This is a genomic window from Herminiimonas sp. CN (assembly GCF_000622895.1).
In the GTDB taxonomy this organism is placed as follows: Bacteria; Pseudomonadota; Gammaproteobacteria; order Burkholderiales; family Burkholderiaceae_D; genus AVCC01.
The window spans coordinates 25,638-47,500 of the sequence record NZ_AVCC01000018.1; the positions used below are offsets into that span (position 1 = coordinate 25,638).

The 21,863-nt window shown below is 59.3% G+C and carries 19 protein-coding genes and 1 pseudogene; 17 read left to right on the forward strand and 3 right to left on the reverse strand.

Annotated features, from left to right (window positions below):
- Positions 1–7: 7 nt before the first annotated feature.
- Entirely contained in the window at positions 8–970 is a 963-nt protein-coding gene (locus HMCN_RS0106095) for a glutathione S-transferase family protein (protein WP_025916545.1), read from the reverse strand.
- Between the two features lie 648 nt (positions 971–1,618).
- On the opposite strand from HMCN_RS0106095, the gene HMCN_RS0106105 reads away from it, so the two are divergent.
- The gene (locus HMCN_RS0106105; protein ID WP_155837433.1) at positions 1,619–2,563 is read left to right on the forward strand and encodes a LysR family transcriptional regulator; all 945 of its coding nucleotides are present in this window, start codon (positions 1,619–1,621) and stop codon (positions 2,561–2,563) included.
- A 307-nt stretch (positions 2,564–2,870) separates the two neighbouring features.
- Here HMCN_RS0106105 and sodB read toward each other — a convergent pair whose 3' ends face one another.
- Positions 2,871–3,449 carry a superoxide dismutase [Fe] gene (sodB, locus tag HMCN_RS0106110; protein ID WP_025916547.1) on the reverse strand — a complete coding sequence of 193 codons (579 nt, stop codon included), beginning with the start codon at positions 3,447–3,449 and terminating at the stop codon, positions 2,871–2,873.
- Positions 3,450–3,539: 90 nt separating this feature from the next.
- Positions 3,540–4,919, reverse strand: a complete 1,380-nt coding sequence (gene xseA, locus HMCN_RS0106115; protein WP_025916548.1) for an exodeoxyribonuclease VII large subunit — start codon at positions 4,917–4,919, stop codon at positions 3,540–3,542.
- 614 nt (positions 4,920–5,533) lie between these two features.
- On the opposite strand from xseA, the gene HMCN_RS0106125 reads away from it, so the two are divergent.
- The 16 genes and pseudogenes from HMCN_RS0106125 (at position 5,534) to HMCN_RS0106200 (ending at position 21,643) form a co-directional block, all read left to right on the forward strand.
- Positions 5,534–6,142 (forward strand): MotA/TolQ/ExbB proton channel family protein, encoded by a 609-nt coding sequence (locus tag HMCN_RS0106125; RefSeq protein ID WP_025916549.1) that lies wholly within the window; start codon positions 5,534–5,536, stop codon positions 6,140–6,142.
- Between the two features lie 14 nt (positions 6,143–6,156).
- Positions 6,157–6,594 carry a biopolymer transporter ExbD gene (locus HMCN_RS0106130; RefSeq protein ID WP_025916550.1) on the forward strand — a complete coding sequence of 146 codons (438 nt, stop codon included), beginning with the start codon at positions 6,157–6,159 and terminating at the stop codon, positions 6,592–6,594.
- A gap of 112 nt (positions 6,595–6,706) precedes the next feature.
- Entirely contained in the window at positions 6,707–7,747 is a 1,041-nt protein-coding gene (gene lpxK / locus HMCN_RS0106135) for a tetraacyldisaccharide 4'-kinase (protein WP_025916551.1), read from the forward strand.
- Positions 7,728–7,919: a Trm112 family protein gene (locus HMCN_RS0106140; RefSeq protein ID WP_025916552.1), complete on the forward strand. Its 192-nt coding sequence runs from the start codon at positions 7,728–7,730 to the stop codon at positions 7,917–7,919. The genes lpxK and HMCN_RS0106140 overlap by 20 nt, the downstream gene beginning before the upstream one ends.
- A gap of 8 nt (positions 7,920–7,927) precedes the next feature.
- Positions 7,928–8,677, forward strand: a complete 750-nt coding sequence (gene kdsB / locus HMCN_RS0106145; protein WP_025916553.1) for a 3-deoxy-manno-octulosonate cytidylyltransferase — start codon at positions 7,928–7,930, stop codon at positions 8,675–8,677.
- Between the two features lie 187 nt (positions 8,678–8,864).
- Positions 8,865–9,521, forward strand: coding sequence for an adenylate kinase (adk, locus tag HMCN_RS0106150; protein ID WP_025916554.1), 657 nt, complete (start codon positions 8,865–8,867; stop codon positions 9,519–9,521).
- Between the two features lie 427 nt (positions 9,522–9,948).
- Positions 9,949–12,423 carry a sodium-translocating pyrophosphatase gene (locus HMCN_RS0106155; protein ID WP_025916555.1) on the forward strand — a complete coding sequence of 825 codons (2,475 nt, stop codon included), beginning with the start codon at positions 9,949–9,951 and terminating at the stop codon, positions 12,421–12,423.
- A gap of 154 nt (positions 12,424–12,577) precedes the next feature.
- Positions 12,578–13,336: a 3-hydroxyacyl-CoA dehydrogenase gene (locus tag HMCN_RS0106160; RefSeq protein ID WP_025916556.1), complete on the forward strand. Its 759-nt coding sequence runs from the start codon at positions 12,578–12,580 to the stop codon at positions 13,334–13,336.
- 99 nt (positions 13,337–13,435) lie between these two features.
- Positions 13,436–15,232, forward strand: coding sequence for a gamma-glutamyltransferase (ggt, locus tag HMCN_RS0106165; protein WP_035626055.1), 1,797 nt, complete (start codon positions 13,436–13,438; stop codon positions 15,230–15,232).
- Positions 15,233–15,301: 69 nt separating this feature from the next.
- Positions 15,302–16,471, forward strand: coding sequence for a patatin-like phospholipase family protein (locus HMCN_RS0106170; protein WP_025916558.1), 1,170 nt, complete (start codon positions 15,302–15,304; stop codon positions 16,469–16,471).
- Positions 16,472–16,833: 362 nt separating this feature from the next.
- Positions 16,834–17,214 carry a ribonuclease gene (locus tag HMCN_RS0106175; protein ID WP_035626056.1) on the forward strand — a complete coding sequence of 127 codons (381 nt, stop codon included), beginning with the start codon at positions 16,834–16,836 and terminating at the stop codon, positions 17,212–17,214.
- A 46-nt stretch (positions 17,215–17,260) separates the two neighbouring features.
- A pseudogene (locus HMCN_RS0106180) lies at positions 17,261–17,659 on the forward strand (barstar family protein); the annotation flags it as partial.
- A gap of 91 nt (positions 17,660–17,750) precedes the next feature.
- Positions 17,751–18,395, forward strand: a complete 645-nt coding sequence (gene purN / locus HMCN_RS0106185; RefSeq protein ID WP_025916561.1) for a phosphoribosylglycinamide formyltransferase — start codon at positions 17,751–17,753, stop codon at positions 18,393–18,395.
- A complete protein-coding gene (locus tag HMCN_RS0106190; RefSeq protein ID WP_025916562.1) occupies positions 18,392–19,705 on the forward strand; it encodes an RsmB/NOP family class I SAM-dependent RNA methyltransferase in 1,314 nt (437 codons plus the stop codon). Before purN ends, HMCN_RS0106190 begins: the two co-directional genes overlap by 4 nt.
- Positions 19,698–20,288, forward strand: a complete 591-nt coding sequence (locus HMCN_RS0106195) for a phospholipase D family protein (RefSeq protein WP_025916563.1) — start codon at positions 19,698–19,700, stop codon at positions 20,286–20,288. The genes HMCN_RS0106190 and HMCN_RS0106195 overlap by 8 nt, the downstream gene beginning before the upstream one ends.
- A 146-nt stretch (positions 20,289–20,434) precedes the next feature.
- Positions 20,435–21,643: an acyl-CoA desaturase gene (locus HMCN_RS0106200; protein ID WP_025916564.1), complete on the forward strand. Its 1,209-nt coding sequence runs from the start codon at positions 20,435–20,437 to the stop codon at positions 21,641–21,643.
- Positions 21,644–21,863: the final 220 nt, after the last annotated feature.

A 21,863-nucleotide genomic window follows, 5' to 3' on the forward strand; every position in this document is an offset into this window, starting at 1 on the left:
GCCGCCGTTAATGCTGGCTGCCGCCGGCCTGGTCGGCGGCAGCGAGGAAATTGAGCCGTGGCCCCACTGGCACGATGCGCGACGGATTGATGTGGGGATGGCTGATGTAGTAGTGGCGCTTGATGTGGTCGATATTCACCGTCGATGCCACATCCGGTACCAGGTAGAGTTCCCGCATATAGCGCGACAGATGCGGAAAATCCTCGATACGGTTGCGGTTGCACTTGAAGTGTCCGAAATAGACCGCGTCGAAACGGACCAGGGTGGTAAATAGCCGCCAATCCGCCTCCGTGGCCGATCGCCCGACCAGATAAGGACTGCTGGCGAGCATCAACTCGATCCGGTCCAGGGCCTCAAACAGCCGGGCGAAAGCCTGCTCGTAAGCGGCCTGAGTGGAGGCGAAACCGCAGCGGTAGACGCCATTGTTGATGTTGTCGTAAACGAACTGGTTGATGCGGTCGATTTCATCGCGCAGCGGCGCCGGGTAAAGATCGACCCGCTCGTCCCCGAAGGCATTGAATGCCTGGTTCAGCATGCGCACGATCTCCGCCGATTCGTTACTGACAATGGTGCGGGTCTGGGTGTCCCACAGCACCGGCACCAAGACCCGCCCCGTATAGTTGGGCCGAGCCGCGGTGTAAAGCTGATGTAAATGGGAGAAACCGTTTGCCTTGTCAGGCAGGGTTGCGCTGAAGGCCCAGCCCTGGTCCGACATCGCCGGCTCCACGATCGATACCGGCACGGTCGCCTCGAGCTTTTTCAGAGCCCGTGCAATCAGGGTCCGGTGCGCCCAGGGACAGGCCAGCGAAACATAGAGGTGGTAACGGCCCGGTTCGGCCGGGTAGCCGCTGGACCCGTCCGCAGTGACCCAATCGCGAAAGCCCGACACGGTGCGTACGAACTCGCCATGGGTGGCTCGGGTGTCATACCAGCCGTCGTGCCATTGGCCGTTTTCCAGATAACCGCTCATTTTTGTACCCTATCCTAAAAAAAGCCGACGCCTCATTTCCTGGGCACCGCCATGTACTCGATCGCTTGGCGAACCTGCTCGCGGGAAAGCATGCTGGCGCCGCCCTTTGGGCGGCATGGCCGCGGAAACCATTGACGGCGTTGTCCGTGACCGCCTCCAGTCCCTTGGGCAAGCGCCGGCTCCATTCGGCAGTGTCGCCTGCTTTGGGCGAACTGACCATGGCATTCTCGGGTGCGCGACATGCGCCGCAAATCGACTGATAGATTGCGCGTCCCTCGTCATTGGCCAATGCGCCCTCCGTACAGATCAATAGTTGCAGGGAGGTTAAGGTGGCCTCGTCCGGCGTGACGTATTGGACGGGCTTACCAGTGACTTCGGTGCATACGCGGGCAAAATCCTCCCCGGAAAGCAGTTCTGGCCCGGTAAGTAAGGTCGGCTTTGTCATGCATGAGACTCAATTTATGGATGAAACAAACTGTGAGGTTCGGGGCGAGGTAAAACGGTGGGTAAGAGATTTGCAATCTCTCGCCCCTTGTTGCTTAGCCGCAGCCCTTGTCGATGCCGGAACCATTGTGGTCGCGGCCAACGCCTTGCTGATCCTGGCAATTTGATGGCATCATTCAAAATAATTGAATTAAGATGACTTTCATGCCCACACCGCGCGATGTATTGACCCCTAACTCCCTCGCCATGCTGCAAGTGATCGCCGATACTGGCAGTTTTGCGGCGGCGGCACGCGCCAGCAACATGGTGCCAAGTGCCCTGACTTACCGTGTGCGTCAGATGGAAGACGCCCTTGACGTATTGCTGTTTGACCGCAGCTCACGCCAGGCCCAACTGACAGAAGCGGGTGCGGAACTGCTGCGGGAGGGGGCCGGCTTGTTAGCGGAAATCGACGCGGTAGCCAATCGCGTCAAGCGCGTGGCAACGGGGTGGGAGCCGCAGTTCACCGTTGCGGTAGACAGCATCATCGATCATGTTACGGTGATGGAACTTTGCGCAACTTTTTTAAAGCTGAATCCGCCAACCAGGCTAAAGCTGCGTGCCGAAACGCTGTCTGGCACGCTGGAGGCCCTGACGTGCGGGCAGGCTGATCTTGCGCTAGGCGTGGTGATGGATGACAACACGAAGACTGGCCTGCGCCGGGAACCCCTTGGCACGGTGAGTTTTGTTTTTGCGGTGGCGCCGCATCATCCACTGGCACACGTAACTGAGCCGTTATCTGATAAGGTGATTCGCCAGCACCGGGCGGTAGCGATTGCCGACTCGGTCCAGCATGGTGCGAGCCTCTCGATTGGCCTGCTGACCGGACAGGATGTGCTCACCGTGGCGGATATGCCCACGAAACTGGATGCGCAGGTGAGAGGTTTGGGCGCCGGCTTCTTGCCTACCTGCCTCGCGCAACCCTATATCGACACCGGACGGCTGGTGGTCAAAAGCGTGGAACGGGCCAAACAGCAGATCCATTCCAGTTACGCTTGGCGCAAGGGCGGCAAGGCGGGTCAGGGGCGGGCGCTGCAGTGGTGGCTCGAGCAACTGCAAACTCCCGTGACGCGTTCGGCATTGCTGGGGGAGCGCTGTAGGGCTGGTTAGTTAGTGCACGATTGACGCATTCGCCTTACTGATCAGTGCGTTGCGCTATCACGGTTGATTCAGTGGGCTACTTCGTTTCGGGGAACGGTTGCCTCTGCTCCCGCCGATGAAGTGCCGTTTCCCGTTGCGCATGGTGGCCGCGCAACTCAAGCTGTCAGCGGGAAGTCGGAACGAGTACGGCCAGCGTGAACAGACACGATTAAGCAAAAAAAAGAGCCATTACATTAAAGCAATGGCTCTTGATGTTCATTGAACATTTGTTAAAACATATTCAATTTGTCACATTTTTAGACAGCGCTGACGACGCTTAGGCGAAATTCTTCGCGACGAAATCCCAGTTGGCCAGATTCCAGAAGCTTTCGACGTACTTGGCGCGAGCGTTGCGGTAGTCGATGTAGTACGCGTGTTCCCAGACGTCGCAAGTCAGCAGCGGCTTGTCGGCGCCGGTCAATGGGGTCGCAGCGTTGGAAGTGTTGACGAGGTCGACCGAGCCGTCGGCCTTTTTCACCAGCCAGGTCCAGCCGGAGCCGAAGTTGCCGATTGCGGATTTGGTGAATTCTTCCTTGAACTTGTCGAACGAGCTCCATTTGGCGTTGATCGCGGCAGCCAGCGCGCCGCTGGGTGCGCCGCCGCCGTTGGGCGACAGGCAATTCCAGTAAAAGGAGTGGTTCCAAACCTGGGCTGCGTTGTTGAACAGGCCGCCGGACGCCTTGCGTGTGATGTCTTCCAGCGTGGCGTTTTCAAACTCGGTGCCCTTGATCAGATTGTTCAGGTTGGTGACGTAGGTCTGATGGTGCTTGCCGTAATGGTATTCCAGGGTTTCCTTGGAGATGTGCGGTTGCAGTGCGTCCAATGCGTACGGCAGGGCTGGCAGGGTATGTTCCATGATGTGTCCTTTTGGTTGTTCGTTCAGGTAAAAATCGATTTTGCAGGATCGTCAATTGTATGACGGATGCGCATCGCTTGCAGGCGGCGCTTATTCGGGGGATCCCAGCGATTCCAGCACCGGCTGCACGCTGGCGATGCCGATCTGGGCGCTGCCGCCGGCCAGGCGCAGCGTGACGGTGTCGCGCGGGTGCAGTGCGTTGGGGCTGCGGATGACCTGGCCTTTAGCGTTGGTGGCGATGGCGTAGCCGCGTTCCAGCGTGCGTTGCGGGTTCAGCAGTTCCAGTTGCGCGGCCAGTGCCGCCAGCGCTTGCCGGTGCTGGGTTGCTGCGGATGCCAGTTGCGCAGCGAGGCGGCGCGCATGTTCGTGCAACAGATTGCGCCGGGCGGCGCTATCGGGCCGTTGTGCGCCGAGCCGGGTGCTGATCTGTGTCAGTGCAAAGCGCGCCGCGCTTTGCCGGGTGCGCTCGGCCAAGCGCAGGCGCTGGCCGAGCGCCTGCAGTTGCTGCCGTTCGCGGGCGATGGCCGCCTTCGGACTGAGCAAGCGGTGCGACAGCCAGTCCAGCGTTTGGCCGCGGTCCGACAGCTGCCGGCGGCTTGCGCGCAGCAGCGCATCGGCCTGTGACATGATGGTTGCCAGCCAGTCGGCGCGCGGCGTGGCTGCCATCTCGGCGGCGGCGGTCGGGGTCGGCGCGCGCAGGTCGGCGGCGAAGTCGGCGATGGTGAAGTCGGTTTCATGGCCGACGCCGGCAATCACCGGCATGTTGCAATCGACAATCGCACGCGCCACCGCTTCCTCATTGAACGACCACAAGTCTTCCATGCTGCCGCCGCCGCGGCACAGCAGCAACACATCGCAGTCGCCGCGGTTGGAGGCGAGACGGATGGCGTCGGCGATTTTGCCGCCAGCGCCTTCGCCCTGCACCGGGGTCGGGTACAGGATCACCTCGACATGCGGGGCGCGCCGCTGCAGCGTGCTCAGGATGTCGCGCAGGGCGGCGGCTTGCGGGCTGGTGACGATGCCGATGGTTCTGGCGAACAGCGGCAGCGGCCGTTTGCGCGCCGGGTCGAATAAGCCTTCGGCGCCGAGCTTTTCTTTCAGCCGCAGAAACGCCTCGAACAGGTTGCCGATGCCGGCGCGCCGGATCGCTTCCACATTCAGCTGGTAATCGCCGCGCGGCGCATACAGCGTGACCAGCGTGCGCAGTTCGACCCGGTCGCCATCCCTGGGGATGAAGTCGGCGTATTGGGCGCGGCCGCGGAACATCACCGCGCGCACTTGGGCGGTGCTGTCCTTGAGCGTGAAATACCAGTGGCCGGATGCGGCGCGGGTGAAGTTGGAAATTTCTCCCGCCACCCAGGTCAGCGGGAAGCCGCGCTCCAGCATCCTGGCTACCGCCTGATTGAGTGCCGAGACGCTCAGGATCGGCGTAGCGGGAAAAATATCCGGGGAGTCGTTTGGCGTAATCATCGATATGGCGCTGCATTCTTTATAGACGACAATGAAAAATCCTTACGGATCAAGTACTTCGGCCCCGGCTTCGGTACTTGCGCACAAAGTTATCCACAAAAAATGTGCAGAACCGGGATTGCCGGCGATTGTGCCATGCAATGCTGCCGGTTTGCGCTGTTTTATGCGCCGCTGCAGCGTTTTGTGGCGTTTGTGACAATGAAATTAATGCGATTCCGGCTGGAAATTGCCTCTGCCTTGATTTTAATCAAAACGTTAAATCAATTTGTAATCAACGGCTTATAACTTGTTCCTGAGCTTGCGCACACAGTTATCCACAAAATATGTGCACAACATTGGAGTGGATGGCGCGCACAACGTCTGCCTAATTTTCGTTCAGGTTTTATAAAGCCATAAGAATCAACCACTTAATCGTCTACCCATTACTTGCACACAAAGTTATCCACATAATTTGTGCAGAACTTGATGATTGGGGACAACGGGCGGGGCAGGCTGCGGGATCGTGTTTTTTTCGTGCGCTGGCAATGGATTCGTGCTTGCCGCCACGTTCCCAACACGTTACATTGCGGCTTCGCGCTATTCAATCCATCTTCAATACCAACCGGGAGTTTCCTTTGTTCGCCATTATTCAAGCAGCCGGGTGGCCGATCTGGCTGTTGCTCATTTCTTCAGTCATTGCACTGGCGCTGATTATCGAACGCAGCATCTATTTGCGGCGCAATCTGGTGCTGCCGCCGACTTTGCTCGACGAAGTGATCCGCGTCCATCGCAGCGGCAAGGTGAACGCCGAAGTGATCGACAAGCTGGAGCAGAATTCGCCGCTGGGCCGCGTGCTGGCCGCCGGCCTGCGCAGCGTCGACGCGCCGCGCGAGATCATGAAGGAGTCGATCGAGGAAGCCGGCAGCGGCGTCGCGCATGAACTCGAGCGGTTTTTGACCACGCTGGGGACGATTGCCTCGCTGGCGCCGCTGATGGGGCTGTTCGGCACCGTGGTCGGGATGATCGAGATTTTCGGCTCGCAGACCGCCACCGGAGCCAATCCGGCGCAGCTGGCGCACGGCATTTCGGTAGCGCTCTACAACACCGGTTTCGGCTTGCTGATTGCGATGCCGGCGCTGGTTTTTTACCGGCATTTCCGTGCGCTGGTCGATAGTTTCATCGTCGATATGGAGCAAAAAGCGGTGAAATTCGTTGACGTCGTGCATGGCACACGGCAGTCGTAAGCGAAAGGCGCAGCATGAAATTTCGTAAAATCAGCGCTCGCGAAGAACCTGAAATCAATCTGATCCCGTTCATCGATGTGCTGTTGGTGATCCTGATTTTCCTGATGGTCACGACCACCTACAGCAAGTTTTCCGAATTGCAAATTACGCTGCCGACTGCGGACGCCGAAAAGGTGCCGCAGCGGCCGTTCGAGATCAATGTCGGCGTTGGCACCGACAGCAGCCGTTACCTCATCAACGATACCGCAGTGGCCTACCACGATGTGCAGGAACTGGCCGAAAGCCTGAAAGCCGCAGCGACGCTCAATGGCGTGCCGCAAAAAGACCCGGTGGTGGTCATCAGCGCCGACGGCGCCGCGCCCCATCAGAGCGTGATCAACGTGCTGGAAGCGGCCCGCCTGGCGCAATTCGCCAAGGTGACATTTGCCACTCAGGTGAGCGGTAAAAAATAATTTCATGCGGGGGTATGCAAAAAAACATAGCATTTTCCGCAGTACCATATTGCGCATACTAAAAATGCTGCAGTAAGTATATAAAATTGCCCGCGCCCTCGGAAAAACGACCTTGGCTTCTGCCCGATCCACTCTCGAATCGACTCTGAACCGCGCCTGGCTGCGCCGCGGCCTCCTGGCGTGCGCGCTGTGGCCGCTGGCGCGGCTGTTCGGCGCCGTGCTGGCGCTGCGGCGGGCGCTGTACCGCCGCGGCTGGCTGGCATCGGTGCGGCTGCCGGTGCCGGTCATCATCGTCGGCAACGTATTCGTCGGCGGCACCGGCAAGACGCCGCTGACGATCTGGCTGGTCGAGGCGCTGCGCCGCGCCGGCCGCGTGCCGGGCGTGATTTCGCGCGGCTACGGTGCGTCGGCGGAAATGCCGCGCCTGGTGCTGCCGGACGCGACGCCGCAGCAGGTCGGCGACGAGCCGCTGCTGATCGCCCGCCGCGCGCAGTGCCCGGTGATGGTCGGGCGCGACCGGGTGGCGGCGGCACAAGCCTTGTTGAGCGCGCATCCGGAACTCGATTGCATCGTCTCCGACGATGGCCTGCAGCATTACCGGCTGGCGCGCGATGTCGAAATCGTCCTGTTCGACGGCCGCGGCGCCGGCAACGGCTGGCTGCTGCCGGCCGGTCCCTTGCGCGAGCCGGCCACGCGCCGGCGCGACTTTACGGTGCTCAATTTGGCGCAGGGCGCCGATCTGCCGGCCGCGATGCCGGCCGACGCCTATCGGATGGAATTGACCGGCGCAGTGGCGCAGCGCCTGTGCGATCCGGCCCAGCAGTTGCCGCTGCGTAAATTGAGCGTGCTGCCGGGGAAGATCGCGGCGGCGGCCGGGATCGGCAGTCCGGCACGGTTTTTTGCCACATTGCATCAGGCCGGGCTGGTTTTCGATGAATTGCCGCTGCCCGATCATTACGATTTTGCCGTCAATCCATTTGCCGATATTGGCGCCGACATCATCCTGATCACGGAGAAGGATGCAGTAAAATGTGCGCTTGTGACTGAACTGAAGCACGATCCGCGGCTGTGGGTCGTTCCCGTGACCGCGCACCTCGATGGTGCGCTGGTCCAACGAATTCTGGAGAAATGTCGTGGACACTCGACTGCTTGAAATCTTGGTGTGCCCGTTGTGCAAGGGCCCGCTGGTGCATGACAAAAAAGCGCAGGAACTGATCTGCCGCGCCGACAAACTGGCCTATCCGATCCGCGACGGCATTCCGATCATGTGGGCCGACCAGGCCCGCACGCTGACCGCGCCGCCGCAAATCCAGGGCAGTACCTGAAGCGCACGATGGCTTTTACCGTCATCATCCCGGCCCGGCTGGCGTCGACCCGGCTGCCCAACAAGCCATTGGCCGATCTGGGCGGCAAGCCGATGGTGGTCAGGGTGGCCGAGCGCGCGCTGCTGTCCGGCGCCAGTGAGGTCATCGTCGCCACCGACCACATCGATATCCTGGCCGCCTGCGCCGCCCACGGCGTGCGCGCCAGCCTGACCCGCAGCGACCATCCCAGCGGCACCGACCGGATCGCCGAGGTCGCCGCCGCCATTGGCCTGGCCGCCGATGCGGTGGTGGTCAATGTGCAGGGCGACGAACCGTTGATCGATCCGGCCCTGATTGCTGCAACTGCAGCACAGATCGCCGACTGCGTGCCGATGGCCACCGCAGCGCACCCGATCGACGACGTGTGGGATGCGTTCAACCCGAATGTGGTGAAAGTCGTGCTCGACCGCGCCGGCCGCGCGCTGTATTTCTCGCGCGCAACCATTCCCTGGCAGCGCGATGCGTTCGCAGAATCCCGCACGGTCATGCCGCCGGGCTATGTTCCATTGCGCCATATCGGCCTGTACGCGTATCGCAATGCATTCCTGCAAGCCTATCCTGCGCTGCCGGTGTCGCCGCTGGAACAAATCGAGGCGCTGGAGCAGTTGCGGGTGCTGTGGCACGGTTTTCCGATTGCCGTGCACGTCACCGATGCTGCGCCGGCGGCCGGCGTCGATACCTGGGATGACCTGATCCGGGTGCGCCAATACTTCCAATAGCCACTTGTTTTACGCCAATATTTTGATGTGAATTTGTTATCAAAATAGCGATTCAGCATAATTTTGTGGTAAGTTTCGTGAAAAGTTAATGTGATAAAACATATTATCGCAGTGCAGCATATCGTCCTGACCAGGCGCATATCGGATGCAATTGCAGACATAATTCAAACTCGTCTTAGGAAATAACATGCGTCTCATCCTGTTAGGAGCACCAGGTGCCGGCAAAGGTACACAGGCCACATTCATCAAGGAAAAATACAATATTCCGCAAATCTCCACCGGCGACATGCTGCGCGCCGCGGTCAAGGCCGGAACCCCGCTGGGCCTGGCCGCAAAAAAAGTGATGGATGCCGGCGGCCTGGTGTCGGACGACATCATCATCGGCCTGGTCAAGGACCGCCTGAAAGATGCGGATTGCGCCAACGGTTACCTGTTCGACGGTTTCCCGCGCACCATTCCGCAGGCCGACGCGATGAAGGATGCCGGCGTGGCCATTGATTACGTGCTGGAAATCGATGTTCCGGACGAAGCCATCATCGACCGCATGAGTGGCCGCCGCGTCCATCCGGCGTCGGGCCGTACCTACCACGTCAAATACAATCCGCCGCAAGTTGCCGGCCAGGATGACGAGACCGGCGAAGCGCTGGTGCAGCGCGACGACGACCAGGAAGAAACCGTCAGGAAGCGCCTGGCGGTGTACCACGAGCAAACCGAAGTGCTGGTCAAGTATTACGGTAACTGGGCGCAGGCCGGCTTGCCGGGCGCGCCGAAATATCGCAAGATTGCCGGCGTCGGCCAAGTCGAGGAAATTCGCGATCGGGCTTTCGCGGCACTGGCAGAGTAAAGAAAGCGGACCTTGTGTCCGCTTTTTTGTTAGCGCAGGCAATCAGACAGCTACACAAATACCCGCTTCGCCGGCGGGAAAAACCCTGTCCACGAAAGGCAGGGGCGAGACGAAAAAATCTGCAGATCTGTGCCGGGATTTTTTTACCAGAAAGCGACGCTTCCGCCAATGCTTTGATATTCATGGAGTATATTTTCATACCGCAATAATAATATGCACTAAATACATTGAAAATGGTGATACTCCAGGTCCTATAATGATTTGTGCTGCGATCAATTCGGGTGTCTTGTCGCGAGCCAAGTGTCAGGCATAAATAAAAGAACCATCGCATTTTGCAAAAAACGGGTAGCGAACGTCGGATAATGAAAATCCAGCGCCACTACCCGGAATGTTTTTAACCATGTCGTTAATAACAGGGAGAGGCAATATGGCAGCAGTCTTATGGTTTGCGGTGCTCAGTGGCTTGGTTGCAGTGGTGTATGGGCTCAATTCTCGACGCTGGATTCTCAAGCAGGATCCCGGCAACCCCCGCATGCAGGAAATCGCAGCTGCCATTCAGCAGGGCGCTGCCGCCTATCTGGCACGCCAGTACCGCACCATCGGACTGGTCGGCGTGGTTCTGTTCGTCATCATTGCTGTTTTGCCGGGAGTCGGGCTGACCACTGCAGTCGGCTTCCTGATCGGCGCGCTGTTGTCCGGCGCCTGCGGCTTCATTGGCATGAACGTATCGGTGCGTGCCAACGTGCGCACTGCACAGGCTGCCACCAAGGGCATGAGCCAGGCGCTCGATGTGGCGTTCAAGGGCGGCGCGATCACCGGCATGCTGGTGGTCGGCCTGGGCCTGTTGGGGGTGACGCTGTTTTACTGGGTGCTCACGGTGTCCGCGCCGCACGGGCTGGGCAGCACGGTGTCGCTGCATGACGTCATCAAGCCGCTGATCGGGCTGGCGTTCGGCGCTTCCCTGATCTCGATTTTCGCCCGGCTCGGCGGCGGCATCTTCACCAAGGGCGCCGATGTCGGCGCCGATCTGGTCGGCAAGGTGGAAGCCGGCATTCCGGAAGACGATCCGCGCAATCCGGCCGTGATTGCCGACAACGTCGGCGACAACGTCGGCGATTGCGCCGGCATGGCGGCCGATTTGTTTGAAACCTACGTGGTGACGCTGATCGCCACCATGCTGCTGGGCAGCCTGCTGGTCAAGGGCGCGGAAGCGCAGGCGGTGCTGTATCCGCTGGCGCTGGGCGGCGCATCCATTTTCGCTTCCATCATCGGCTGCGGCATGGTCAAGGCCAAGCCGGACAAGAAGATCATGTCGGCACTGTACACCGGCTTGTGGTGGGCGGCGGGCTTGTCCCTGATCGGTTTTGCGATTGCGACCTGGCTGATCATGCCGCCGGACATGCGCTGGCCGATGATGGGTTCGGCCCTGGTCGGCATCGTGCTGACCGGCCTGATGGTGTATATCACCGAGTATTACACCGGCACCGATTTCAAGCCGGTCAAGCATATCGCCCAGGCGTCGACCACCGGGCACGGCACCAACATCATTGCCGGCCTCGGCGTGTCGATGAAATCGACTGCCTTTCCGGTGCTGGCGGTGTGCGCAGCGATCCTGACCTCGTACTGGCTCGGCGGCCTGTACGGGATCGCCATCGCCGCCACTGCAATGCTGTCGATGGCCGGCATCATCGTGGCGCTCGACGCTTACGGCCCGATCACCGATAACGCCGGCGGCATTGCCGAAATGTCCGGCATGCCGGAGTCGGTGCGGGCGATCACCGATCCGCTGGATGCGGTCGGCAACACCACCAAGGCCGTCACCAAAGGTTATGCGATCGGCTCCGCCGGGCTGGCGGCGCTGGTGCTGTTTGCTGATTACACCCATGCGCTGGAATCGGTCGGTCAGAACATCACGTTCGACCTGTCGAACCCGATGGTGATCGTCGGCCTGTTCATCGGCGGCCTGATCCCGTACCTGTTTGGCGCGATGGCGATGGAAGCGGTCGGGCGCGCCGCCGGCGCGGTAGTGGTCGAGGTGCGGCGCCAGTTCCGCGACATCAAGGGCATCATGGATGGCAGCGGCAAGCCGGAGTACGACAAGGCGGTTGACATGCTGACTGCCTCCGCCATCCGGGAAATGGTGTTGCCTTCTCTGTTGCCGGTGGTGGTGCCGGTGCTGGTCGGACTGATTCTCGGGCCGGCAGCGCTGGGCGGCTTGCTGATGGGTACCATCGTCACCGGCCTGTTCGTCGCGATTTCGATGACCACCGGCGGCGGCGCCTGGGACAACGCCAAGAAGTACATCGAGGATGGCAATTTCGGCGGCAAGGGGTCGGACGCGCACAAGGCGGCAGTCACCGGCGACACAGTCGGCGACCCGTATAAAGATACCGCAGGGCCGGCAGTCAATCCGCTGATCAAGATCATCAATATCGTTGCGCTGCTGATCGTGCCTTTGCTGCCGGTAACCGGTATCCAGAGCGCCGCCATGCCGGCACCGGTTGCGGTAGTGACGTCATCGGCCGGCATCGGCGAAGTGATTGCGCCGGCAGGAACCGCACCAGCGGCGTCGCCTGCAGCCGTGCCGCAGGTGGCTGCCGTGATAATCACTTTCGCCTCGGGAGTAAGTGCCGCCCCGGCCGGCGCCGCCGATCAACTGGCGCCGATGGTCGCCGCAGCTAAATCCACGGTCGGCAGCAAGCTGGTATTGAGCGGTTATCACGATGCCAGCGGCGATCCCGCAATCAATGCCGAAATCGCCAAGAAGCGCGCACTCAGCGTCAGGCAGCTGTTGCTCGCTGCCGGCATTGCGGAGGATGCGATCGTGCTGGAAAAGCCGCAGACCGCACTGGGCGGAACCGACGATGCGCAGGCGCGACGGGTGGAAGTCAATCTGCGATAAGGTCATAACTTGTTAAATGAAAAAGCGGCGAAAGCCGCTTTTTCAACGTTGCACTGGAAAAATTAGCTACAATCCAAGATGATTTACCATTACGTAAACGTAATCTCGGCAACATAATCAGAAATCGAAACTTCACTCATCAAGGAAGCAAAACATGCAAATCAAGGATAGCGTATTCATCATTACCGGCGGAGCCTCCGGCTTGGGCGCGGCAACTGCACGCATGATCGTCCAGGGCGGCGGCAAGGTCGTGCTGGCCGACGTTCAGGTGGAAGCAGGTGAAAAACTTGCGGCAGAATTGAACGGCAAGTTCGTCAAGTGCGATGTCACTTCCGAGGCGGATGGATTGGCGGTGGTCGCCACCGCAACCGCAATGGGTACGCTGCGCGGACTGGTGAATTGCGCCGGCGTTGCGCCCGCAGTGAAAACGGTCGGTAAAGAAGGCCCGCATCCGCTGGAAGTATTCCAGCGCGTCATCAACATCAATCTGGTCGGCACCTTCAACATGTCGCGCCTGGCTGCCGATGCGATGGCTAAAACCGATGCCACCGATCAGGGCGAGCGCGGCATCATCATCAATACCGCTTCGGTGGCTGCGTATGACGGCCAGATCGGCCAGGCCGCGTATGGCTCGTCCAAGGCCGGCGTGGTTGGCCTGACGCTGCCGATGGCGCGCGACCTGTCGCGCAGCGGGATTCGCGTGATGACCATCGCACCGGGGATTTTCGAGACGCCGATGCTGCTGGGCATGCCGCAGGAAGTGCAGGATGCGCTGGGCAAGATGGTGCCGTTCCCGCCGCGCCTGGGCAAACCGGCCGAATATGCGCATCTGGCAAAAACCATCATCGAAAATGTGATGCTCAACGGTGAAACCATCCGTCTGGACGGCGCAATCCGGATGCAGCCGAAATAAGCGGCTGTATTGCGGCATCCTCATTGTCGTAATGGCGATGCCGCTTAATCCGATTACACTAAGGCAAGCTTGGCTTGCCTTTTTTTATGGAAGACTGCCATGACCGCCATCAGAAGCGCCATCATCGCCTGCACTGCCGCTGTTTTGCTGGGTGCTTGCGCTGGCAGCCCCGGTTTCCGTTACGAAATCCCGGCTGCCGGCATGGCCGCGCCGGAAGCCGCCAGCGGCTATGCCGAAAAATCCGGCGCGGTCGCCGCGAAATTCATGGTGGCGGCCGCCAATCCGCTGGCCACCGAAGCCGGTTACCAGGTGCTCAAGGCGGGTGGCTCGGCGGTGGATGCGGCGATTGCGACCCAGATGGTGCTCAACCTGGTCGAGCCGCAATCCTCCGGCATTGGCGGCGGCGCGTTCCTGATGCATTTTGACGGCAGCAGCGTGCAGGCTTTTGACGGCCGCGAAACCGCACCGGCCAGGGCTACCGAAAAGCTGTTCCTGGATGCGCATGGCAAAGCGCTGCCGTTCTATGAAGGCGTGGTGGGCGGCCGCTCGGTCGGTGCGCCTGGCGTACTGCGCATGCTGGAACTGGCGCACCGGCAATACGGCAAGCTGCCGTGGGCCGAGCTGTTTACGCCCGCGATCCGCTTGGCCGAGCAGGGTTTTTCAGTCAGCCCACGCCTCAATGCGTTGCTGGCTTCCGAGCAGCACCTGAAAAAAGATGCAGTCGCTGCCGCGTATTTTTATAATCCGCAAGGCAGGTCATGGCCGGTCGGCCATATGCTGAAAAATCCGGCGTTGGCGCAGGTCTTCAGGGAGATTGCCGCCGGCGGTGCCGGCAGTTTTTACACAGGGCGCATTGCGCAGGATATCGCCGCCAAGGTTGCAAACCATCCGCTCAATCCCGGCCTGTTGACCGCAGCCGATATTGCCGGCTACCAGGCCAGGGTGCGCGCACCGGTCTGCAGCGACTACAAGGCCTGGACCGTATGCGGAATGCCGCCGCCGTCTTCCGGCGGGATCGCCATCGCGCAAATGCTCGGCATGCTGGAAAGCCGGGACATTCGCCCGTTTGCGCCGCAAAACGGCGTCCTGACTGCGGATGCGGTGCATTTGTTTTCGGAAGTAGGGCGGCTGGCGTATGCGGATCGTGGCCGCTATGTGGCCGATACCGATTTCGTGCCATTGCCGGGCAACAGCATCAAGCCGCTGCTGGACAAGCAATATCTGGCGCAGCGCGCGGCGCTGATCGGCGACACGTCGATGGGTACAGCCAAGCCCGGCACGCCGCCTGCAATGAACTTGGCCTGGGGCCAGGATACTTCACCGGAATTGTCCGGCACTTCGCACATCTCGATTGTGGATGGCAGCGGCAATGCGATTTCGATGACGACCACGCTTGAGGATGCGTTTGGCTCGCGCCAGATGGTGGACGGCTTCCTGCTGAATAATCAGCTGACCGATTTTTCCTTCGATTCCACTGACGCCAACGGCCCGATCGCCAACCGGGTACAGGGCGGCAAGCGCCCGCGCAGCACGATGGCGCCGACCCTGGTGTTCGAAAAGGGCAGCAAAAAGCTGCTGCTGACCATCGGTTCACCGGGCGGTTCGGCGATCATCAACTACGTCGCCAAGGTACTGGTCGGCACCATGGACTGGGGCCTGAACGTGCAGCAGGCGATCAGCCTGCCGAACTTCGGCAGCCGCAACGGCCCGACCGAACTGGAGCGTGGCCGGGTTTCGGACGCACTGGTCGATGAATTAAAAGCGAAGGGCCACAATCTACGCGTGATGGAGCAGACTTCCGGCCTGCAAGGCATCATGCGCGTCAGCATCCACGGCGAAGAGATGTGGTTCGGCGGTGCCGATCCGCGCCGGGAGGGTACCGACAAGGGGGATTAAGGCGCGCGCATTGGCGGTTTGCGCGCCGCCGGACAACACAAAAGAGCTGCAGCCTGTTAATCTTCGACCATGCTAAAAAGAAGGAAAACGGGTCTTGTGCTGACCGGCGGCGGCGCCCGCGCCGCTTATCAGATCGGCGTATTGCAGGCCATTGCGGAGCTGCTTGGCGAGGCAGGCTGGCGCTCCGAACGCAATCCATTCGACATTATTTGCGGCACCTCGGCCGGCGCCATCAATGCGACCGCACTGGCCTGCAGCGCCGACGATTTCGGCGCCGGCGTGCAGGCTCTGGTCAATGTGTGGGAACATTTCGAAGTCGAGCATGTGTATCGCGCCGATTCGCTTGGCGTCATCCGTTCCGGCGCGCGCTGGCTGTCGATCCTGTCGTTCGGCTGGATGCTGCGGCAATGGCATGCGAATCCGCCCAACGCATTGCTGGATAACACGCCGCTGATCAGCCTGTTGCACCGGATGCTGGATTTGCCGCGGCTGGATGCAGCATTGTCCGGCGGCAGCTTGCATGCGCTGGCGGTGACGGCGTCGTCTTATACGGTAGGGCAGCACCTGACTTTTTACCAGAGCGCCGTCGATATCGAACCCTGGAGCCGGACCCAGCGCACCGCCCTGCGAGGCCAGATCGGCGTTGATCACTTGCTGGCCTCGGCTGCCATTCCCTTCATTTTCCCAGCCACGCCTTTGTACTGTTTCGGTCGCCGCGAGTATTTCGGCGACGGTTCGATGCGGCAGCTGGCGCCGATTTCGCCAGCCATTCACCTGGGGGCGGACAAGATACTGGTAATCGGCGCCGGCCGCCTGGCGGAACCGGAGCGCGCTACAGCCGAGTTCGCGCCCTATCCCAGCCTGGCCCAGATCGCCGGACACGCAATGTCGAGCATTTTCCTGGATAGCCTGGCGGTTGACATCGAGCGCCTGAATCGCATCAACCTGACGCTTTCGATGCTGCCTGACGAAATGAAAGGCAGGACGCCACTGCGCCCGATCCAGACCCTGATCATTGCGCCTTCCGAGCGGCTCGATGAAATTGCCAGCCGCCACGTCGGCAGCCTGCCGCGCCCGATCCGAACGCTATTGGGCGGCATCGGTGCGACCGAGGCCCGCGGTGCGGCGCTGGCGTCTTATTTGTTGTTTCAGTCCAGCTATACCCGGGAACTGATTGCGCTGGGGTTGCGGGATACTTTTGTGCAGCGTGAAAATGTGCTCAATTTTTTTGGTACCTGAATCATCGCTGCCGTCCCTGCGCTTCAAAATAATTCTGAAATTATTGAAATATGCAGGGTATATTGATTTAATCCAGTTTTTCACATGTATTTGTTACGGTATTAAAATATACAATACGTCGTATGTGCATAATTTCAGGCATTCTGCGGAATGCCTGAATTGTCCGGCAAAAATGCCAGAGCACCGATGGAGGCCATATCCGCATGTTTTTTTTATTTGCCAGCTTGATTAATTGCTGCTTTGCCGCATATCCAAACAGAATATCTACTTGTGATTCGGGTTGATTCGTTTTCTACAACACGTTACCCTATGGGGGTTCGGGTTTTTGACGTTTGCCAATGGATGTATTACATCGACGGAAAATGAATTTGAATTTCAAATCACTGCGCACTACCATCCTTTTTTTTGCCGCGATCCTGTTTTCCGTCGGCGTGTCGGCAAGGGATGCCGCAGCGCTGGCTGCGGTGCATGTATCCGACCTGCCCAGGCAGGCGCAACAAGTGCTGGTGCAAATCAAGCAGGGCGGCCCTTTTTCTTACGCCAAGGACGGTGTTGTTTTTGGTAATTATGAGCAGGTACTGCCCAGGCAGAAGCGCGGGTATTACCACGAATACACCGTCAGGACGCCGGGTGTGCGCAGCCGCGGACCGCGCCGCATCGTGGCCGGCGGCAACCCGCAGACATCCGGCGAGTACTATTACACCGAAGATCACTATGCTAGTTTTAGACGCATCGCAGAATGATGGATATAAAAACCAACGCCCAATTTTTGTACCAGCCGAGGGTTAAATGAGTTTGTTAAAAACCGTGCTGCCAAATGTGGTGCAATCCATCCGCGCGTTTCGGGTCGCCGATCTGCAACTGGAAGCCGCCAATCTTGGGCAGCATTTCCTGTATGCCTATTGCGGGGACGCCGCGACCAAGCAGCAGGTGCTGTCCACCATTGCGGAATCGTTTCACTTTCCAAAGCATTTTGGCAAGAATTTTGATGCGCTGTCGGACTGCCTGACCGACCTGGTGCATAAGGCGGGTCGCCAGCCTGGCTTTGTGGTGGTGCTGGAACAGATTCCCAACACCCCGAAATTCGACAAGGAAGCGCGCGAAACCTTGTTGGATGTGTTTCGCGATGCCGCCGATTTCTGGGCCGAAAAAAAGGTCGCGTTCAGGGTGTTTTACTCTTTCGAATAAGGCCGGCAAATGCGGGTCCTGAACAGGCCGACCGCGTAGTCGGCTTTTTGTTTTCCTATCCGAACCCGCAACAAAAGGTACAATGCGCGCCATGAAAAACATCGTTATCCTGATTTCCGGGCGCGGCAGCAATATGGAGGCGATAGTTCGCGCCTTGGAGGCTGAGCGCTGGCCGGCCAGAATTGCCGCCATCATCAGCAACCGTGCCGACGCTGCCGGCCTGCAATTCGCCGCCGCGCACGCGATCCTGACCGCGGTCGTTTCCAACCAGGATTATCCATCCCGGGCGGAGTTCGATGCCGCACTGCAGTCGGCCATCGACGGTTTTGCGCCCGACCTGGTGGTGCTGGCCGGATTCATGCGGATCCTGACGGCGCCGTTTGTCGCCCATTATGCCGGCCGGATACTGAATATCCATCCATCGCTGCTGCCGAATTTCCCCGGCCTGGCCACCCATCGGCAGGCGTTGGCGGCTGGCGTTGCCGAGCATGGCGCAACGGTGCACTTCGTCACCGACGAGCTTGATCATGGCCCGGCCGTGCTGCAGGCAAAAATTCCTGTTCTGCCGGGCGATACCGAACAATCGCTGGCGGCGCGCGTGCTGGTGCAGGAACACCTCATTTATCCGCGTGCGGTACGCATGTTTATCGAAGGCAGCCTGGCATCACAGCAGAAGCAGCTCCGCACCCACGCCGAAGAATGTCGGCCAGATCATACAAAGAAGGATGTCGCATGAGATTGCCACCCGCAGTCATACACCAAACCGAAGAAGTATTGCGCGAGATCTTGCGCTTTACCGGCCCCGCCGACGGTACGCTGTCGCGCTATTTCCGTGATCATCCGCGCTTGGGCTCGCGCGAGCGCGGCGTCATTGCGGAAGGCATTTATGGTCTGCTGCGCAATAAATCGGTGTATTCGAGCTTCGCCGAATCGGGCGGCGGCGCCACCATGCGCAAGCTGACCCTGCTCGGGCTGGCCGATGCGGTGGGCGTGGATGTGCTCGGCGGCCTGAGCGAGGAGGAGACCGAATGGCTGACGCGGGTGATGCAAATCGACCGCAACCTGCTGCAGCCTGCATTGCGTTCGAATCTGCCGCAATGGTTGTTTGAAAAGCTGGTTGCGCGCGATGGCCAGGAGCAGGCATTGCAACTGGCCGACGCCCTGAACCAGCCGGCGCCGCTGGATTTGCGCGTCAATTCGATCAAGGCGGCACGCAACGACGTCATCACCAAACTGGCAGAAGCGCCGATCCTGTGCGAGCCGACCCCGTATTCGCCGCTGGGGCTGCGGGTCATCAAGAAACCGGCATTGCAAAATCTGCCTTTGTTTAAGGAGGGCGCGATCGAAGTCCAGGACGAGGGCAGCCAGTTGCTGTCCCAAGTGGTGGGCGCCAGGCGCGGTGAAATGGTGGTTGATTTCTGCGCCGGCGCCGGCGGTAAAACCTTGTCGTTGGGTGCCGCAATGCGCAATACCGGACGCCTGTACGCTTTCGATGTGTCCGAAAAGCGCCTGGCCAAACTCAAGCCGCGCCTGGCGCGCAGCGGCTTGTCGAACGTGCATCCAGTCCTGATCGCGCATGAACGCGATGCCAAGATCAAACGCCTGGCCGGCAAGATCGACCGGGTGCTGGTCGATGCACCCTGCAGCGGCCTGGGCACCTTGCGACGCAACCCGGATGTCAAATGGCGCCAGACGCCGGAATCGATTGTTGAACTCAATGCGAAGCAGACGGCCATCCTGGATAGCGCCGCCAGACTGCTCAAGCCGGGCGGGCGGCTGGTGTATGCAACCTGCAGCCTGCTGAACGAGGAAAACGAAGATATCGTCAGCCAGTTCTTGTCCAGTCATCCGGATTTCACGCTGTTGCCGATGAAAGAGGTGCTGGCAGAGCAGAAAATCCCGCTCGAAATGCAGGATTACTTGAAGCTCGCGCCGCATCTGCATCAGACTGACGGCTTTTTTGCCGCTGCTATGGTGCGCAAGACGCTGCCGGTGGCGACCGCTGCAGCCACCGAGGACGCAATCGAGCCGGCCCAAGTTGATTGAGTTTTTCAATCGGCGGCGAGTTGTCAGGGCTTGCCTCGCCCTGGCCGGTGTCGGTGCGCTATCGGGCGCCCCGATAGCGCAGGCGTTCGATGCGTCGTCGATTGATCCGATCGCCGCGCAAGGAACCCTGCAAGCAGCTTTTTCGCCCTGGGATGATATTGAAACACTGATCATCACTACAATCGATGGCGCAAAAAAGCAGATACTGGTGCAAACCTACCTGCTGACCAGTAAAAAAATCGCCGATGCATTGATTGCCGCGCAGCAGCGCGGCGTTAGCGTTCTGGTGTTGCTCGATGCCGAGCAGTCCGCCAAGGTTCCATCCTCCAAAGCGCATGACTTGTCGCAAGCCGGGGTTCCGGTGTGGCTGGAGACCCAATATCAGAATGCGCACAACAAGGTCATCGTCATTGATGCCGGCACCGCAAGTGCTACGGTGATTACCGGCAGCTACAATTTCACCTGGTCGGCACAGCATAAAAATGCGGAAAATATTCTGATCGCCCGCAAAAATCCGTTGCTGGCAGCGCGCTACGCGCAGAACTGGGAGCGGCACCGGCAGGGCGCAGTGTCTTACAAATAAGGCGCGATCTGGCGTTTATTCTTTGTGCATTTCCAAAGACAGGCGCATTCGCAGCTGAAATCCTAATTCTGCAAAGGGCGTACAATGCCGACTAAATTTAGTCGGCGTGGAAACAGTCGCGCGGATGCGATTCATTCGGAGAAGTAATGATTTTAAGTAGTATTTTTGAGGCGTCGCTGGATTTTCTCTCCGCCGGCATTAGCCGGGCAAGCGGATGGCAAGTGTTCATTTTCACCATGATCGTCACGCACATCACGATTGCTTCGGTGACGATTTTCCTGCACCGCTGCCAAGCCCACCGGGCGCTCGAGTTGCATGCAATTCCGAGTCATTTTTTCCGCTTCTGGCTGTGGCTGACCACAGGGCAGGTGACCAAGGAGTGGGCGGCGATTCATCGCAAGCATCATGCCAAGTGCGAAACGGAAGAAGATCCGCATAGTCCGGTTACGCGTGGCATCAGGAAAGTGCTGTTCGAGGGGGCGGAACTGTATCGTGCCGAATCGAAAAACCGCGAAACTATCGAAAAATACGGCCACGGCACTCCCGATGACTGGTTGGAGCGCAATGTCTACACTAAATACAGTGGCTTAGGCGTGGTGCTGATGCTGTTCATTGACGTGCTGCTGTTCGGCGTCATCGGCATCACCGTCTGGGCGGTGCAGATGATGTGGATTCCGATTACTGCCGCCGGCATCATCAACGGGGTCGGCCACTATTGGGGCTATCGCAATTATGACTGCGTCGATGCCTCCACCAACATTGTGCCGTGGGGGATTCTGATTGGTGGCGAAGAATTGCATAATAATCACCACACCTTTGGCACTTCGGCCAAACTGTCGTCGAAATGGTATGAATTCGATATCGGCTGGATGTATATCCGCATGATGGAAATCATTGGCTTGGCAAAGATCAGGAAAATCGCGCCGCAGCCGAAATTCGATCGGCAGAAGCTGATTGCTGACCTCGATACGCTGCAATCGGTGATTGCCAACCGCTATGAGGTGATGTCGAAGTACGTCAAATTCCTGAAGCGCGCATGGCATGAAGAATTGGCTTACCTGAAAGAAAAAGCGCAGCTGGAGTCAGGTTTCCTGAATTCGTCAAAAAAACTTTTACAACGCGAACCATGCAAGCTGGAAGCCACGCATCAGCAGCAGCTGTCCGAATTGTTCGTCCACAGCAAGGCGCTCAAGACCATGCATGAGATGCGGGTCGAACTCGGGGCAATCTGGGAACGTTCGCACGCCAGTCGCGACCAGTTGCTGCAGCAGCTGCAGGACTGGTGCGCCAAGGCCGAAACTTCCGGCATCAGGTCGCTGCAGGATTTTTCGCTGCGTTTGCGCACCTATGCTTGAAATTATGCAAGAGGCGCCGGCATGATGGATTGATTGTCCTCCGGTCTTCGATATGAAACGGCCCGGATCATCCGGGCCGTTTTTGCATAACGACTTCCTGCCTGTTTAGCAGGCAAGGGCGGCACACAAGAAAAAGCCCCGCAGGACCGAGTCGTGCGGGGCTTTTTATCGACAAAAATACGATTACTTTGTATTTTGTTTTTCTTTTGTTAGGTCGAAC